This window comes from Clostridium sp. AM58-1XD, from assembly GCF_003464085.1.
Taxonomy (GTDB): Bacteria; Bacillota; Clostridia; order Lachnospirales; family Lachnospiraceae; genus Lachnoclostridium_A.
This window is the reverse complement of sequence record NZ_QSDR01000002.1, coordinates 100242-117372: the sequence shown is the minus strand read 5'-3', so window position 1 is coordinate 117372 and position 17131 is coordinate 100242. Positions and strand designations below refer to the sequence as shown.

General features: G+C 48.5%; 10 protein-coding genes and 1 pseudogene. All 11 read left to right on the top strand.

The annotated features are described in order from the left end of the window. Positions 1–76: 76 nt before the first annotated feature. The 11 genes and pseudogenes from DXA13_RS01510 (at position 77) to rnc (ending at position 17131) form a co-directional block, all read left to right on the top strand. Positions 77–4558, top strand: coding sequence for a SpaA isopeptide-forming pilin-related protein (locus DXA13_RS01510; protein ID WP_118241390.1), 4482 nt, complete (start codon positions 77–79; stop codon positions 4556–4558). Further along, positions 4528–6324: a prealbumin-like fold domain-containing protein gene (locus tag DXA13_RS01505; protein ID WP_118241389.1), complete on the top strand. Its 1797-nt coding sequence runs from the start codon at positions 4528–4530 to the stop codon at positions 6322–6324. The genes DXA13_RS01510 and DXA13_RS01505 overlap by 31 nt, the downstream gene beginning before the upstream one ends. After that, positions 6318–6746 carry a hypothetical protein gene (locus DXA13_RS01500; RefSeq protein ID WP_118241388.1) on the top strand — a complete coding sequence of 143 codons (429 nt, stop codon included), beginning with the start codon at positions 6318–6320 and terminating at the stop codon, positions 6744–6746. Before DXA13_RS01505 ends, DXA13_RS01500 begins: the two co-directional genes overlap by 7 nt. After that, positions 6740–10267 (top strand): SpaA isopeptide-forming pilin-related protein, encoded by a 3528-nt coding sequence (locus DXA13_RS01495; protein ID WP_118241387.1) that lies wholly within the window; start codon positions 6740–6742, stop codon positions 10265–10267. The genes DXA13_RS01500 and DXA13_RS01495 overlap by 7 nt, the downstream gene beginning before the upstream one ends. Before the next feature lie 53 nt (positions 10268–10320). Further along, a complete protein-coding gene (locus DXA13_RS01490) occupies positions 10321–13650 on the top strand; it encodes a SpaA isopeptide-forming pilin-related protein (protein WP_118241386.1) in 3330 nt (1109 codons plus the stop codon). Beyond that, entirely contained in the window at positions 13560–13988 is a 429-nt protein-coding gene (locus tag DXA13_RS01485; protein WP_118241385.1) for a hypothetical protein, read from the top strand. The genes DXA13_RS01490 and DXA13_RS01485 overlap by 91 nt, the downstream gene beginning before the upstream one ends. Continuing rightward, positions 13924–14352: a prealbumin-like fold domain-containing protein gene (locus DXA13_RS20845; RefSeq protein WP_181995490.1), complete on the top strand. Its 429-nt coding sequence runs from the start codon at positions 13924–13926 to the stop codon at positions 14350–14352. The genes DXA13_RS01485 and DXA13_RS20845 overlap by 65 nt, the downstream gene beginning before the upstream one ends. Further along, positions 14256–14717, top strand: coding sequence for a doubled motif LPXTG anchor domain-containing protein (locus DXA13_RS22660; protein ID WP_181995497.1), 462 nt, complete (start codon positions 14256–14258; stop codon positions 14715–14717). The genes DXA13_RS20845 and DXA13_RS22660 overlap by 97 nt, the downstream gene beginning before the upstream one ends. Before the next feature lie 320 nt (positions 14718–15037). Further along, positions 15038–16061, top strand: a pseudogene (gene plsX / locus DXA13_RS01470) (phosphate acyltransferase PlsX). Continuing rightward, positions 16051–16269: an acyl carrier protein gene (acpP, locus tag DXA13_RS01465; protein WP_118241382.1), complete on the top strand. Its 219-nt coding sequence runs from the start codon at positions 16051–16053 to the stop codon at positions 16267–16269. Before plsX ends, acpP begins: the two are co-directional and overlap by 11 nt. Positions 16270–16438: 169 nt before the next feature. Beyond that, the gene (rnc, locus tag DXA13_RS01460; protein WP_118241381.1) at positions 16439–17131 is read left to right on the top strand and encodes a ribonuclease III; all 693 of its coding nucleotides are present in this window, start codon (positions 16439–16441) and stop codon (positions 17129–17131) included.

The following is a 17131-nucleotide window of genomic DNA, read 5'->3' as shown; positions in this document are numbered from 1 at the left end:
TGGATAATTATGCCTTATTAGATAAAATTACCAAGTGTATATAGAAACCGGATATCGGTAAAAAGGGGAAATGGATATGTTTAAGGAGATAAAGAGAAAAATAGCAGGTTTTCTGGTAGTGACCATACTGGCCGGGCAGATTCTGCAGGGGCCGTCAGGCATTGCGCTTGCCGCAGAAGGGAAGAGGGTGGCTACGCCGTCGGAGGCAACACCGTCGGAGGCTCAGGAAGTCGACGGTCAGATCCTGATACAGATTAAGGAATCAGAGGTCAGAGCGGCCCTTGGCAGGCATAAAAACGGAGCAGATGCGCTAAAAAAGGATCTGATTCCGTTTACAGGCGATGCACAGGAAGGCGTTTACCGTACGCTCAGGGAAGCGATGGAAGGGAGAACACTCCTCAGACAGGAACGCTTGAGCGGAGACAATAATTCCTGTATGTACCTCATTGCCATTACGGACAATGAAGAGGCGAAGAGCCTGGCAGAGCGAATCGATTTAATCGTAGTCAATTCTGATTTCGACAACGACTATCATTTCCTCGTTCAGATGACTGGGGAGGATATGAGCATCGTAGAGGCAAATGTCAGCCGGTATGATGTGGATTATGAAGAGGAACTGCCGGAAGAGGATGCGGCTGGCAATATCATCGTACCTGTTGAGAAAGAGCCGGAAGGCGGCCTTATTTATGACGGAACGAGCGACAGCATGGTTGTCATCAATCCGGACAGCGCTTCGGGAAAAGAGCCGTCGGAGACCATTGACAGTAAAAATGATGAGCCGTCCGAGTCTGTGACAACTCCGAAAGAGGAAGAACAACAGGAGGAAGGTAGCGGGAAAACAGATGAATCTGACAGCGCAGGCGATGTACAGGATCAGGGAAATGGTTCTGAGATTCCGGAAATCAAAGATGAGACAATCGGTGATTCAGAGATAAAGGCTCCCGTCACAGAAGACGCAGACGGGGAAGAACCGGCAATAAAGGATACAGAGAGCGGCGCCGACCGAAACGACGCGGCAATGGATGAAGAAGTAAAAGAGACGACAGATAAAACAGAGAGCGAAGAAAGAGCTACTGATGAAAAAGAGCCTGTTGCAACGGGCCGGGTGACGGTTTCCAGACACCAGGTTCCCCTCGTAGCGCTTCCGGCCGAAGAGGAAGAAATTCTAACTGAAGATGACCAGGACGAAGAAATCAGTACAGAGGCAGAGGAGGAAATTATTTCTGAAGATGACGGGGAAGAGATTCCTGACGAGGAAATAATGGATGAGAGCAGCTTCACAGATGACGAGGAAAGTCTTCCGGATTTCTTTGCTTCGACAGGCGCAGTACTGTCGGACGGCGAAGATATGGAGATTATCAGCGAAATGAGTATTGATAAGGTTTCCGATCCTGACGAACTGTCAGAAGACGATCTGCAGGCACTGCTCGGCTTGAAAGCTGTCAGCGGCGATCAGATTATGGAAACGGCGACAAAGTCGTCTTCACTCAGATCATTGTTCAGATCCTCCAGAAAAACAGTGGTGATCGGATATCATCTTCCGGTTGAAGGCGGAATTACCGTACTTTCAGCCCGGATCGGTGATAATAAGAACGTATTTGATTATGCGGAAGAACTTTACGGAAACGGTGTGGACAGCAAGAACCAGCCGATTATCACTTCCAGAGTAACAGCCTCTCTGGATGGGGATGTGAAAGCAGGAACGAGCCTTCATTTTGTAATCAACTATGTTCCGATCGATGTCCCTGTATGGGCGGAAGAAGGCGACAGCCCGCTGGAAATCTACGACCGGATTACGGATGCTTCTATTACGCTGAAGGTTCCAAAGGGAATCGCTTTGAAGGAGGGGGAGTATACATCTGTTCAGGAGAATGGGGATTACCGCCTGTATACGATCCAGCTGGACGATATTGACAATCTGAAAGCAAAAACCACGATCGAGGTGAAAGGCTATATAGAAGGGAATGGAAAGGCTCCGATTGGCAGCTCATTTACCTTTGATCCAGTACAGTGCACCTTTACCGGCACCATTCGGGTCCGCGACCTGAATAATCCGGATTTGGTACCGCCAAAAGGCGATGGGACATACACGGTTACCAGCAATATGGAGTACGGAATCGGTGCGTCAAAAGCGCCGTATGAATATGAGCTGGTCAGTGACGACAGATGGGGAATCACGAAGGAACTGATCAGGCAGGACGGAAACACGTATAAAGTGAAAGAAGAAAACGGCTCTAAGACAGTCGTAGTAGCATATAAAGTGAGCCTGGGGCTTGTGGCAGGAGAGACGGAGAAAGGACTCAGCCTTGTTCCCGCCGGAGAGGCCGCTTATAAGGAAGCAGGCAGAGTTCCGTTTGCAGACGGCAGCTTTATGATTACGGATACCCCGCAGGCAGAAGGAAAGAACGGTCTCATTTCTCCGGAATCCATAAAGATCTGGAAGATGAAAGACGGCCACAAACCGGACGGCGCGCCCATTTCAACAGATGGCATAATTAACACGTATGATACAAACGGCAACAGCGGCGACAACGAATTTAACGTGGATGAGGGAGCGCCTTATTATACGGAATATTATGTGGAAACAGAATATCCATATGAAGCCTTTGAAGTGGACTTCTGGGAATCGGCGGCCAACGAACCGTCCAAATTCCCGGTGGACAATACGGCCGTTCTGAACTACAAACTGGCAGGAAGTCCGGATGAAGCGGTGGTAGAGGCAACCGTCGGCACTACGGTGAAATTTGTCAGGAACAAGGCTGTTCTGAAAATTACAAAGAAAATCAAAGTTCCTTCCAATTTAAACGGCGGATTTACGTCCGAACGGTATGATGAGGTGATGGGAACGGAATTCGGCGGATATGCGGAATTTAAGATTGAAAAGCAGGATCCGTCCAACTCTGCAAAATGGGATTTGTATGAAGAAGCTCAGGTGGAGATGAAGGATGAAGACGGCAATACCACTTACCTGCCTGTGGAAGGCCGGCCGTATATCAACCCTGTAAAAGATGCCCAGGACGGTGACCGGATTGCAGTGGGAAAAGACGGTACGATTACGCTCTATGTAGAGCCGGGTACATACAGGATAACGGAGGAAACAACACCTGACAGAACGGAAAAACCGGCCGATGGGTATGTGAAAAATACAGGGAAGCTGGAAGCCGGCACTACGAAAGAGGTTACGATTGAAAACGTGGCTCCTGAAATCGGCGGAATCCTGTTTGAGAAAAAGGGCCTTAATAAAGACGGAAGTGAAACCGTACTGGTAGGTGCGGAATTCGGCGTGTGGAAGGGCAGCACCACCGCAGGGGAGCCGCTTCTGACAGAAATATCCGGCAGCGATGGAACGGTTGCTTTTTATCCTTTGGAAAAAGGCGATTACATGATTCGGGAAACGAAAGCTCCGGCCGGGTATGTGCTGGATGACAGGGAGTATTCTGTTACGGTTGAAGGCAGTAAACTCACGACTGTTTCCGGCGGAACGATTGTCAATAAGGTCAATGAAGGAAGCCTGACCGTTGAGAAGATGGTTGAAGACGGCAATTCTTATGTGACGATGGGAGAATATCCGGCTGCCATTGCCGACTATAACGGGGCATTTACGATTCAGCAGAGTTTGGACGGGAATACATGGTCGGACTGGAAAGTGGGAATCTCACTGGGGACTGAAGGAGAAAGCCAGGGAAAGATTCAGGAAACGGTTCCGGTTTATCAGCTGGATGAAACTGGAGCAGTAACAGGCACTTACCAGTACCGGATCGTTGAAAATGTTCCTCAGGGATATCAGTCCTTATCTTCCGACAGCCTGGAGCAGGTTTATGACGAAACCGGAAGAACCGTTACCACAAAAGAAAAGCTTCTCCGATGGGATGAACCTTCCGGAAAATACGTTCAGACCTACAATGTTTACAATATTCCGGAAGGACAGCTGAATCTGATCAAAAAGCAGCTCAGTTACGATGAGGAGTCGGGAGAGTTAAAAGACACCGTCCAGCCGGGGAAGACCTTCTGGCTGTTCCGGAAGACGGATGATGGACGTTACGAGAGAGTCGTCATAACCGGTCCGGAAAATTCCGTGATCGATTCATGGATCAGTGATGAAAACGGCAGAATCAGCCTTGCGGGACTTTTGATCCGGGAAAATGGTACTGCTGTGGAGTATTACTGGTATGAAGCGGATACGGCAGAACATGAGATTTTCCATGGCTACAGCAGCGCGGATACGAAAGAGGAAAATGACAGAACGACGGAAATTGCTGATTTGCCGGGAGTGACGGGAACAGCTAGGCTTGCAGGCCCGTTTGCGGCAACTCCGTATATGACAAAGGACGACAGTCAGGTCGCAGCTGCTTACGGATACAATGTGGTACAGAAATTCCCGCTGTGGATAGAGAAGCTGGACGGCATGACGGATCAGAAGCTGAACGGCGCGAAGTTCGCCGTCTATGAGGTGAATGAGGACGGAACACTGCAGGAGAATCCGCTGTCCGGTTATGAAGAAGTCGAGGCAACAGAATCAGTGCCGTCATGCTGGATACCGGCAGGAAATATGCGGTAAAGGAAACATCGGCTCCGGAAGGATATTATGGATTTAGCGGAGAAGAGGGAAAAGATTATATACTGGTGGACCTGACCGGTATTCTTGTCGGGCCGGATACGAAGACAGATAAAGAAAAAATATTCGATAGGGGTGCCCTGCCGACTGGCAATAAGGTATCCTTCGAGAATATACCGAAACCTCAGCTTCAGGTAGTGAAGAAGCAGTATGACAAGGGCAACGGAAAGACAGCGCCGGAACAGAAAAACGATGTTGTATTCGACATTTTCCAGGATTATGAGAATCCGGAAAGCAAAGTCGGCACCATCAAATCAGGAAGTGAGAGGCTCACCCTGAATGACGGCGTATATTATCTGAAAGAACAGCTGACAGTGGATGTAATCAATCCAAACTCCTATCTTACGGCGGAATCTGAGGAAGTGATGAGCGGGAAAGCCGTGATCGGAAGCGACGGTGAAGTCTACTGGAAGGTGAATCTGAAAAAACCGTCCGCATCAGGGACGGGGGCTGCGGAAGCAGAAATTATACAGACAGTGAACATTGACAACTATAAAAACAGCGGCTCCGTAACGGTAAAGAAATTCCACGCATGGACGAAAGCCGACCTTTCAGGGGCCGCCTTCAGTCTGTACCGGGTCGATTCAGATGGGGCCGGCGCAGAATCAGAAACACTAATCGAGACGCTGCCGGGAGCAAACGGTAAGCAGGCTTCTACGTTTACGTTTAATAACAAGCCGATTTACGGTGATGACGGCCGGCTGATTACTTACCGGATTCGTGAGACAAATCCGCCGCAGGGCTTCCAGAGCGACAACAGCTATTTTGAATTCCACTTAAACAGGGATCAGGTGGTAACAAAGGGCAGAAAGAACGGCTCCGGAGAAAATACGGATATTTCCTTCTATAATAAACCGCTTATAAGCCTGACCGTGAAAAAATTCGGCAGGGATAGATGGGAATCGGAGTTCCAGCCGATCAACCATGAGCTTCCCGGTATTCATCTGGCGCTTCTTCACGAGGTGGAAGGTAATGTCGTACCAGTGCTGGATCAGAACGGCGAGCCTGTAATAAAGACGACGTCGGCCGACTGGGCACACGTCACTTTCGATAATCTGAGCCTGGATGAGACGTACTACATCGCAGAAGTCTATCATCCCGGAAACAGCTATGTGATTCCGGACGGAAAGAAACCGCTTCTGGATGCAGACCGAACCGGCAAGACGCTTGCGAATGCAAAGAATGAACTGAAGGGCTTTAGCCAGCCGGCAGCTGATTTCCTGAATACGTTCTACGGTGTAAAATTCAATGGGGAAACAGACGTTTCCGCAGACGACAAGAAGGCAGGAAAAGACGCCTTTGAACTGGATCCGATGGTCAATGAAAAGAACTGGGTTCAGTTTGAGGTCAACAAGGTTGAGAAGCATAAGCTGGTGGAGATTCAGGAAGAGGCTTTTCATGAACTGCCGCCGGATGAGAGATTGACGGTTACAGATGATAACGGAACGGTTCACTATTATAAGAAGGTTCCACTGAACAATTCTGAAATCAAGAATCTGAATGGAGCAAAATTTGAGCTGTATTCTCAGAATGCCGACGATTTCAAGACAGGTGACCACGGATATGGCTCCGTAGCCTTCGACAAGACGAGGCGGATTATATCGGCGCATATGAGAGCGGTACGATTCTGGATGCAGAAGGCAATCCAGTTGACGGACTTCTCAGAACGGATATTTTCAACGATACCTCAAAGATTTACTGGATGGTAGAAGTAAAGGCTCCGATCGGCGGCGATTACGTTGAGTATCCTGCAGGCACTACGATCGCATTCATCCCCGAATTTATGGGAGATATTGACGGTGACAACTGCACGGTTCAGCCTTATAAGCCGAATGAAATCGCAAAAGCAGAGATAGAAAACTACAAAGATCCCGGTTCCGGTGGCTATGGCGAAAACCCTGTAGCCAGTCTGAAGCTCAATAAGTGGCTGGCAGCAGGAGACGGAAATGGTTCTTATAAACCATTAGGCGGCGTTAAATTCCAGCTGAAGGTGAAAGGGTATGACTACGTCCTTTCCGAACTGACCACTGGTCTTGAAAATGATTTTACGACTGAGGATCAGCTCACAGCCTCTGCAATGACGGGATATCTGAGATGGGAAGATGAAAAGAACAGCTTCCAAACATGCTGATGGAGTCTCAGAAGAACACGGCAGAAGAGGCTGGAGTGATTGCCGATGAGGTCTTTGGTACCAAGGAAGCCGGTAAGAAAGAATACGCGGTGGAGTGCAGTCTGGTGGAAACTTATGCTCCTCAGAAAGTGGAGATGAGCCAGAGCTCCTACGACGTCACTCTCAGATTCAATACCGATGAAGACACGGTCAATGAACAGTATTTCTACTATGAAGACAGCGATGGGACACCTCACAATACAAGGATCATCAACTACCTGCGCGATCAGTATCCCGTAACCGTTCATAAGTTCGGATACCGCGCTACCGATGAAATACTGGCCCAGAAACCAACCGATCATATTCTGAAGGATATAGAAGACCTTCCTGGAAAGAAGCCTCTTTCCGGAGTGCTATTCGTACTGGAGAAGTACAACTATGTCACGGGCAAATACGAGGCATATGGATTTGATACGGCAGAAAAGCAGCAGGGAGCAAATGCAGCGAAGGGAGAGTTTAAGTCCAGAGGTGACGGAACTTTCAAGTTCGACAAGGGGCTTCCGCTGGGAGATTACCGGATCTATGAGAAGAACCTGGGAGATAATAAAGGATATTATAACATGTATCCTGGCCAGAAGAACGATGGCTCAGGCGCATGTAAGTACTTTACAGTAGGAACAGACGGTGCGGACGTATACATTTTCAACCCGGAACTGCTGAAACTGGAAGTGGAGAAAACCCTTCTCCCCGGAGCAGACGAAACTGGCGTATCGTTGAACGGAATTAAGTTCCAGCTGAAAGGCAACAACAGGACAATAGATAAAGAACTGACAGGACAGACAGATAAGGTTCTCTTTGGCAGTCAGGATCCCCTGCAGCCGGGAACGTATACTCTGACAGAGACCCTTGGCAACAACAGCGTGACAAACGCCTACTTCAACAACTATTATCCGGCAGCTTCCAGAAAAATCTATCTGGGTTATGTGAGAAAGTGGGATGGGAATACGAAGACACATCGCCTTGAAAAGCTGACCGGAAAGGACGGCGTCGTTCCTGAACTGAAATCCAGTGAAGACGGCACGTATACGATAGCCAGCTTGGCGTACGCCAACCCGCGTACCGGCGGCCTGGAAATTGCGAAGGTGGATGCAGAAGACAATACGCTGCTGCTGGAGGGAGCAACGTTCTCATATGCATTTGCTAAATTCAGAAATGAGGATTTCGTTAAGAACGGAGGAAAAACTCAGCTGAAGAGCCTGGAAGAACTGACGGATGAAACGAACATGGCGGGTCTGGGAAAACTGACATATGAGACTAAAAAGGATAAGCTGACAACGGGTGCTGACGGCAAGGCGAAGGTGAACGGCCTGATCCCGGGATGGTATAAGATATGGGAGTCGGCGGCACCAAAAGGATATGCCGCGGATGGCACGCCGAAGTATGTGGCGGTGACAGGCGACATGGCCTCTAAAGACGGCGCGTACCATTATGCAGAGTACACGGGAGTTACCTTTGAAGACAGAAAAACCGTGCAGCTGAACCTTGAGAAGATTCTGGACTACGGAAATCTGAATCTGCAACTGATCCAGGAAAGCGACCGGGCGCCTGAAAGCGTCACATTTGAGATATTTAAGGGAACAGCACCTGAAAATGCAGTGACGACCGGAATCTCCCATACATTCAGTAAGGCAGATTTTACGGCGGATCAGGGAATTATCAACGCATGGAAGGAACTGACAAATAAACTTCCTCAGCTGGCATTAGAGTATGAACATTATTATCTGAAGGAAGAGGTCAGAATAAAAGAAGGCCAGAACTGGTATTACCTCTATGGTGACGCGGCTCCTAAGGGCAGTCAGCAGGAGAACAGCCTGACTCAGGGCTATGGCGGTATGATCCAGATCGACAGTCTGAAATCTGAAGGCGGCCGTTTCCGTGTGAAAGAGGATGTGTCCGTATCGCTTACAAACCGCATCGGCATGGCACAGATCACAGTTAAGAAGGTGGATAAGAACGACCATTCGAAGCCTCTTTCCGGAGCAGAATTCGCCGTATATGACGGAGCTCCAGGAGCAGACGGCAGGCCGACAGGAACGATCGTGGCTTCCGGAACGACAGACGAAACAGGAACGTGCGTAATGAACGTATGGCTGGGAGATCTGGATGAAAATGGAGAGGATGCGTTCTGGATTTTAGAGACAAAAGCGCCGTCACATTACGTGCTGAATGAAAAAGCAGTTTCCGTAAAAGTGAAGCCGGGCGAAGTAGCAAGCTATGATAAAGCAGCGGACCATGTGAGGGTGTATGAAGACCTCCTGTTTGAAAATGAAGCTGGCATCGATATAAACCTTACAAAGTACAGGGATACCTATGAAAATCTGTTCGGAGAGGACGCGTCAGAATCCAATCCGGAAAATCAGGTACAGGAAAAGGATGCGTTCTTTGACCTCTATACGGCCGATCTGGATGATTATGAAGCGGGCCGGCCTGTATGGGTGAAGGTGAAAGCTGGAAGCGGCATTGAGATCGCGCCGGAAAACGGTGAGGTCAGCGGAACAGGGAGGCTCAGTTGGACTGGACTTCCTGTAGAAGGAAAGGTATATGCACTCTATGAGCATGAAATCACTTCTGGCGATTATAAAAATTATATGCTGAATTCCGTCCACAGAATGGACGGAAACGGGCCGTCGGAAGAAAAGCTCACCTTGCTTGAGAATGCAGAGACGAAGGAAAGTGCCGACAGCACAGACTCGGCAAGTAGAAATATTTATCTTCTTGGCGATGGTTCTGTTCTCGAAAGCGGAGCTGCCTATGGATTTGCGGCGTTTAATAAGCCTGCTGCCAGAGTGCGGATTCTGAAAGAGGCGGCGGAAAATGACCCGACTGCGAATGCGCCGCGGGCTGCGTTCCGGATCGTGGACATTTCTGATCCTGAGAATGAAACCATTGTAGAAGACAGAATCGAGACACAGCCGATTACTTATGAAACGGATCTTCCGGATATCAGACGATATACGATGGCCGTGGTTCCGCTGAAAGAGGGAAGATACAGAATCGAGGAAATCGAATCACTGACGGATGGATTTGCCATCGTGAAGAACGATTCCAGAGTTGTATGGAAGCAGGAGATTACAATTCCTTCAAAAGAAGGTGGAAACAGCTATGTATTTGCAAATTTAAAGACGGATGAAAGCCTGGCTATTGATAAGAAGGCGACGAACGGACCTCTCGAGAATCTCTGGTGGACAGACGAGCAGACGGCTTCCTATGATATTGCTCTGAAGATTTCCAACAAGCTTCCGCTTACTTCCTTTACATTCACTGACAAGGGTCTTTCCATGATGGATGGAAATGGGACGGAGCTGGAGTCTTCGTATAGCTATGAAACGTTTTCCCTGAAGGAACTGGCGATCCCGGTGCCGACAGCGGATAACCGGTTTGTAGCAGATGAAGACGGAACGCCTTATCAGACGGAAGAGGAGAGTGCAGCTCCTCGATTACGGCCACAGTTGTACTTTACGGATTTGATAAGCAGAAGATAGAGACCAGCAGCCCGATCGCCGCAGTTGTAGCAGATGCTGCTGACGCGGACGGCATGTGGAAAATCCATATACCAGATTATACGAATGAAAAGGTGGAATCTTTTGAAGTCATTTACGAGGATAAAAACCTTTCTGAAAAGTCGGGTGGAAAATACAAACTGGGAAGAGATTTCACCCCGGGAACGCTGAAAGCTGATTTCATCATATGGAAACAGGAGCGTCTGGATTCCAACGGCAATGAAGCAAAACAGATTACGCAGGTTAAGAATACGGCTTTTGCTGAAATGACGTATGATAAGTACGACAGCAGGGGAGAACTGACAGCAGGGACGAAGGATGTGACGAGTCTGGCGGCTGTCGACGTAAAAGAGCCTCCGGTTCCGACAGTTGCGCTGACCAAGGATGTGGCGAAACAGAAAGCGGCAGGTGATATCACCGTTAAAGTGGATGATGCTCTGACGTATACGCTTAATCTTGAGAATGTCAGCACAGATATTGAGGTTCCGATGGTTAATCCCGTATTCTTTGATAAGCTGCCATACGGTATGGAGCTTCAGGGAGCCGGTATCGACAAACAATTTGCAATCAGCGCTCCGGACGGCGTAAAACTGGATAAAGACAACGCTATCACCAGTGTAATCGATGGAAATACGTATATCTATCTGCCGTTCAAGGGAGATTTCAAAAAAGGCGAAAAGATCACCATTTCCTACAGTGTAGACATCAAGGCAGGAATCATCAGCAATCCGGAAGACATTCCGAACTATGTATACGTTACAAGCCCGAAAAAAATGGAGCCGTTTACAGGCAATGCAGGAGGAGCTTCCTTCAAGGCAGCCGGCAGCTCTGCATGGCCGGGTACCAAACCGGAACTGGATTCTGCAATTGCCAATTTCGATCATGAGCTTTTGGGTAACGGCTGGATTTCCGCTTACAAGAACGTAGGCTACCGCAGCGGAGCTGCTATCGACGTTCTGAAGGAAGAGATGGGCGACATGGACAGTGCGTTCGTTTCAGGAACCACAAGTGCAAAAGCTTCAATTGATGACGGATGGGTCCGCTACCGACTGACTGTTGTTAACAGTGATCAGACAAATACCGTTAATAACCTGAGAATCCTGGATATTCTTCCGGCAGTAGGGGATACGGATTTGGGCTCTACCAACCAGAGATACAGCAAGTGGCAGGTGGAAGCGCCTGACCTGGAAGAAGCGGGCACAGATGATTTTATCGTTACAAAGTATGACAAGAACGGGAAGGGAGAAGATATCCGTTCAGATGTCAATGTATATTACAGCAAAAAGAATTCTTTCAGCGATAAGGCTGACAGAAGCAAGTTCCTGAACAATGATATCCCAGATTCTGCAGACTGGTCGGACGGATATCTGCCATCCAGAGCCGCGGCGCTTATGTTCGATATGGATCAGAACATTATGCTTGAGCCAGGGGAGCGTATTGTCATTGAGTTCCTTACAAATGTACAGGAATTCAAGACACAGGCAGAAAAGGAAGAGGCAGTATTTACCTATGCCGTGAATAACTTCTCCCTCAGATACAAGATTAAGGGCAGCAACGGAAGCGGAGACGTACTCCAGGATATCGTACCAAGCAATAAAGTCAACGCTCTACTTTCACCAAGCCGTGTGAAAGTAGGAGGAAAGATATGGATTGATGCCAACAACAACGGCATACAGGATGAGAACGACACATATCTGGAAGAGAAGGTACAGGAACTCTGGAACAATGGATATTTCGGAATCAAACTTTACAAGTCGGGAGAAGAGGCAGGAATTGTAGACGGTACGCTGAATGGCGACAACACCTTCCTGTTTGACCATTTGATTCCTTCCAGACCGAAGACGGCGGACCAGAAGGGGCTGTACACCAAAGGCTCCGAAGCGGTCAAAAACATTCTGAATCCTGATAAGCTGCGTGGTGACAACCCTGAGAATTTTATAATCAGAATTACAACGCAGGAAGAGAACGGGTTAGGGATTATCTGGAGAATTGCGCATACAACGACCCAGCTGGACAACGGAAAGATGACGGCGAATCAGGATTCCGGAAAGTCCAGAGTTCCGGATGATACGGATCTGTATGGAGAAAACAGCAGAGAATCTGTAGACAATAACTTCTATACAACATCTGATTCTGAGGGTCACCGTACGGTCGCTTCTGAGAAGTTCTTCCTCTGGAAGGCAGGAAACGACAGGGAAGGCAACGAGTGGTACGACCACACGAAAGACCTTGGTATCGTTCCTTACCGCAATATCAAAGTCAAGAAGACTGATGAAGACGGCCGCGGGCTGCAGGGTACGAAATTCTCGATTTACGGTCCGTTTGCAACGCCTTTAGAAGCGAGCGAGGATCCGGAAAAGCTGGTCTATCCGCTTACAAAAGACAGGGATGCCGGAAGGACCAATGAAAACGGCGAACTGGAGAATCTGCCGGAACTTCTCTACTATCAGAACTATCTGCTTGTAGAGGAAGAGGCGTCTGCCGGATTTGTGGTTTCAGGGGCAGAGGCGGATCTGGAAACAGCTTCCGTAGGTGAAGGAAAGTCCGGCTGGATTATTCCGAATATGGCAGCGGTGGACAGCAGTCAGCTTTCATCGGCAAACGACATCCACGTCAAAGATCCTTACGACACAGGTATGCTGAGGTACAGAAAGATCGACAAGTCCTCGAATGAGAACCTGGAAGGAGCAGGCTTTGAACTGATCTGGACCTATGATGGAGTACAGGCGAACAAAGGAATGACGGAAGAATCCGCCAGGGCCGCATGGGAGGAATACAGAAGCCGTTTTGCAGTCGAAGCCGATCTTTCGAAGGGAATCCGCAATAAGAATGTACCTGCAGATCATGAGAATAAAATTGCCTTTGAAACGGACGGAACGGGAGAAATCGCTCTGAACGGCCTGCCATACGGCAGCTATCTCTTAAAAGAGACGCTTCCTCCAGAAGGGTATTCTGACATGATCGATAAATGCCAGAAAGAATTCATTATTGACAGAGATCACAAGTCCGTTCCTGACGTGAAAGAAGAACTCGTCTTTACAAACGAAAGACTGCCGTTTAATCTGAAATGGCAGAAGAAGAACATTTATGGAAGCTTTGCAGATGGTATACAGTTCAAGGTAGAAGGGCCTGGTGTCTATAAAGAAGGCATGATCTTTAAGAGCTTCCATGAGAATGAGACGCTGCCAGAGGGCTGTTTACGACAGAAAACGGCGGCATTACGGTCAACGGACTTCTTTATGGAGACTATAAGATCACCGAGATGGCTTCCACTGTGTATGAGGAGATCAAGCCGTTTTATGTCCGGATCAGTAAAGACGGAACCATTTCCCTCCTTACGGATGCAGGCGGAAAGGCAGAACTGAATTCTTCCGTGCAGAACGAGATCAACTTTACCGTAACAAATACACCTCTTACCGGAGCGGTAACCCTTGAAAAGGTAGATAGGGAAGCTGCTTCCAGAAAGCTTGCAGGCGCTGAATTTAAGCTTACCGGTTCAAGTGATGTGGAAGAGGCATTTGAAGAATATGTCAAGACGGTATATGGAAGCGGAATCACCGTTCTTTCCACCGGCTCAAAAGGAAATCCGGAGATTGCGTTCCGCGTAGACGGAACGAAGAACATTTTCGGCAGTTCAGATGGAGAAGGCAGCATTACGAGACTGCATACGCACCTATACACTGACAGAGACGAAAGCCCCTGAAGGATACGTACTGGGAGATGTGCCATGGAGCGAATCGTTTACCATCAGTAAGGAAAACAGCCATGTATGGTTCAAGGATGGACAGCTGAATTCCGAAGGCTCCGTACAGAATGATCCCCACCGGCTGAATGTGACGAAAGTGTCTTCAGACGACGGAAACAAGAAACTGGCTCATGCTTCCTTCATTCTCCGTGCAGCAGACGGAAGGTACGTAGTACTGAAAGGCGGAAGCTTCTCAGGCTGGACGACAGAGGAAAGCAAAGCGACATCCTTGAAACGGATGCGAACGGCCAGGCAGAGATCAAACGTCTTCCGTCTGGAACGTATACGCTCCTTGAAACGGTTTCACCTTCCGGATATCTGATTAATAAGGATATCCCGAGCTTCTACGTAGGCGACAGCCATACGGCAGTTATCGTAGCTGATCAGCCGAGCAGCGGCGGAAGCCACAGTGGTGGCGGAGGCGGCGGTAGCGGCGGCGGTGGCGGCGGAACGCCGACAGAAACACCGACTACCACTATTCCGGAAAATCAGGTTCCGCTCGCAAACCTGCCGAACCAGATTATAGAAAATCCTGTCATACCGATCGATGATATGGAGGTGCCTCTCGGCGCTCTTCCAAAGACAGGAGATTTTGCCAAGAATCACGGTTTAATGGCCATCATTACAGCAACGCTCGCGCTGTTTTTGCTATTGTCAGGAAAGAAAAAAGAGGATGAAGACGGTTAAACGCTTCATTGCCAAAGGCTCCGACAGCCAGCCCTGCATACCATGCAGGCAGGCTGACGGAGCCTTTGTTCCTTTCCGGGAAAGACCTTGTTCTTATAAAGTACTTGATTCCTGGAAAGTAAAAAGCGCTCCGCTATGGACATCATGCCCCGCTTTATCGAACTCTTTGTTACGCATTGGAGAAAAATTTTCCCTGCAGCAGAAACTGCTTTATAAAGACACCGTATGAAAATCTTATTGATTTATGAAATGATATCGGGTATATTATTTAGTAGATTATTGTTAGAATAAAGTTAGGCAAAAGCCGGGAGGAGAGTCAAATGGTCAAGATAGCAGTAGATGCCATGGGTGGTGACAATGCGCCGGGAGAGATTGTAAAAGGCGCGGTCCAGGCTGTGAATAAAGGAACTGATGTTTCTGTTGTCCTCGTTGGAAAACAGGAAGCGATCGAGGAAGAGCTGAAGAAGCATTCGTATCAGAAGGATCGAATTACGATTCAGCCTGCCTCGGAGGTTATTGAAACAGAGGAACCTCCTGTCACGGCAATTCGCTCCAAAAAGGATTCCTCCATCGTAGTGGGGATGAATATGGTAAAATGCGGGGAAGCGGATGCCTTTGTCTCTGCCGGCAGTTCAGGAGCAGTTCTCGTAGGAGGTCAAGTGATCGTCGGCAGGATAAAAGGTGTGGAGAGACCGCCTCTGGCCCCCCTGATTCCCACAGAGAATGGAGTTTCCCTGCTGATTGACTGCGGTGCCAATGTGGATGCTAGGCCTTCTCATCTCGTTCAGTTTGCCAGAATGGGAGCTATTTATATGGAGCACGTAGTAGGCGTAAAGAATCCCAGAGTGGCGATTGTAAATATCGGCGCAGAGGAGGAAAAAGGCAATGCTCTTGTAAAAGAGACGTTTCCTCTGCTGAAAGAATGCCATGACATAAACTTTATCGGCAGCATTGAAGCAAGGGAAATCCCTCATGGAGGCGCGGATGTTATCGTATGTGAAGCCTTTGTGGGAAATGTAATTCTAAAGCTTTACGAAGGCGTAGGCGCGACCCTTCTTTCGAAAGTGAAGGATGGCATGATGACAAGCCTGAGGAGCAAGATCGGAGCTGCTGGTTAAGCCGGCTCTGAAGGCGACTTTAAAATCCTTTGATGCAAGCCAGTACGGGGGAGCGCCTCTGCTGGGACTGAAGGGCCTTGTTGTGAAGACGCACGGCAATTCCACAGCCAATGAAGTCTGCAATTCCATTATCCAGTGCGTTACTTTTAAGGAACAGGCGATTAACGATAAGATAAAGGCCAGTCTTGGAACAAAACGCCAGGAAGGAAGCCAGGATGGAATTTGAGAGAATGAGGGCTGTTCTTGCAGATCAATTCAACATCGACCCGGAGGAAATAACAATGGGTTCCAGGCTGGTAGCGGATTTCGGAGCGGATTCTCTGGATATCGCAGAACTGATAGCAGCGATTCAGGAGGAATTCGATGTGTATATCTCGGAGGAAGCGGCAGAAGGGATTGCAACAGTTGGTGACCTGCTTGAGAAAATTCGGTGAATAAATTGATGAGAGTGCTGTAAACTAAAATCAGACATGCCCCCGATACCAGATTTCGTTCCAAGGCAGTGGCCAAGTCACTCCGTCTGGTATACGGGGGCAATGCGTTTTTCTTTGGTGACATACTCTGCCAGACAGGAAATCAAGAAGGAAGGACATATAAAAATATATGAACAGAAAATTAAACGACTTAGAACAGAAGATCGGTTATGAATTTAAAAACAAGGGACTGCTGTCCCATGCGATGACCCACAGCTCCTATGCGAATGAAAAACGGTGGGAGAAGTCAAGATGTAATGAACGGCTGGAATTTTTGGGTGACGCTGTACTGGAACTGGTATCCAGCGATTTCCTGTTTCATAAGAATGATAAAATGCCGGAAGGGGAGCTGACGAAGACGAGGGCCAGTATGGTGTGTGAGCCAGCTCTTGCATACTGTGCAGGCGAAATCCATCTGGGAGATTATCTGCTTCTGGGAAAGGGAGAGGACGCGACAGGGGGCAGGGAACGCAATTCAGTCGTATCAGATGCGATGGAGGCGCTGATTGGCGCGATTTATCTGGATGGTGGTTTTGCTAGTGCGAAAGAGTTCATCCATCAGTTTATTCTGAACGATATGGAACACAAGCAGCTCTTTTACGATAGCAAGACTATCCTGCAGGAAATGGTTCAGAGTATAGGGGACACTCCTCTTTCCTATGAACTGCTCAGGGAGGAGGGCCCTGATCATAACAAGACATTCGAGGTATGCGCAAAGATCGGTGAAGAAGAGATCGGCCGGGGGACGGGAAGAACAAAAAAGGCCGCGGAAGCTGCGGCCGCTTATCATGGAATTCTAAAATTAAGGAAATCACAGGTGTAA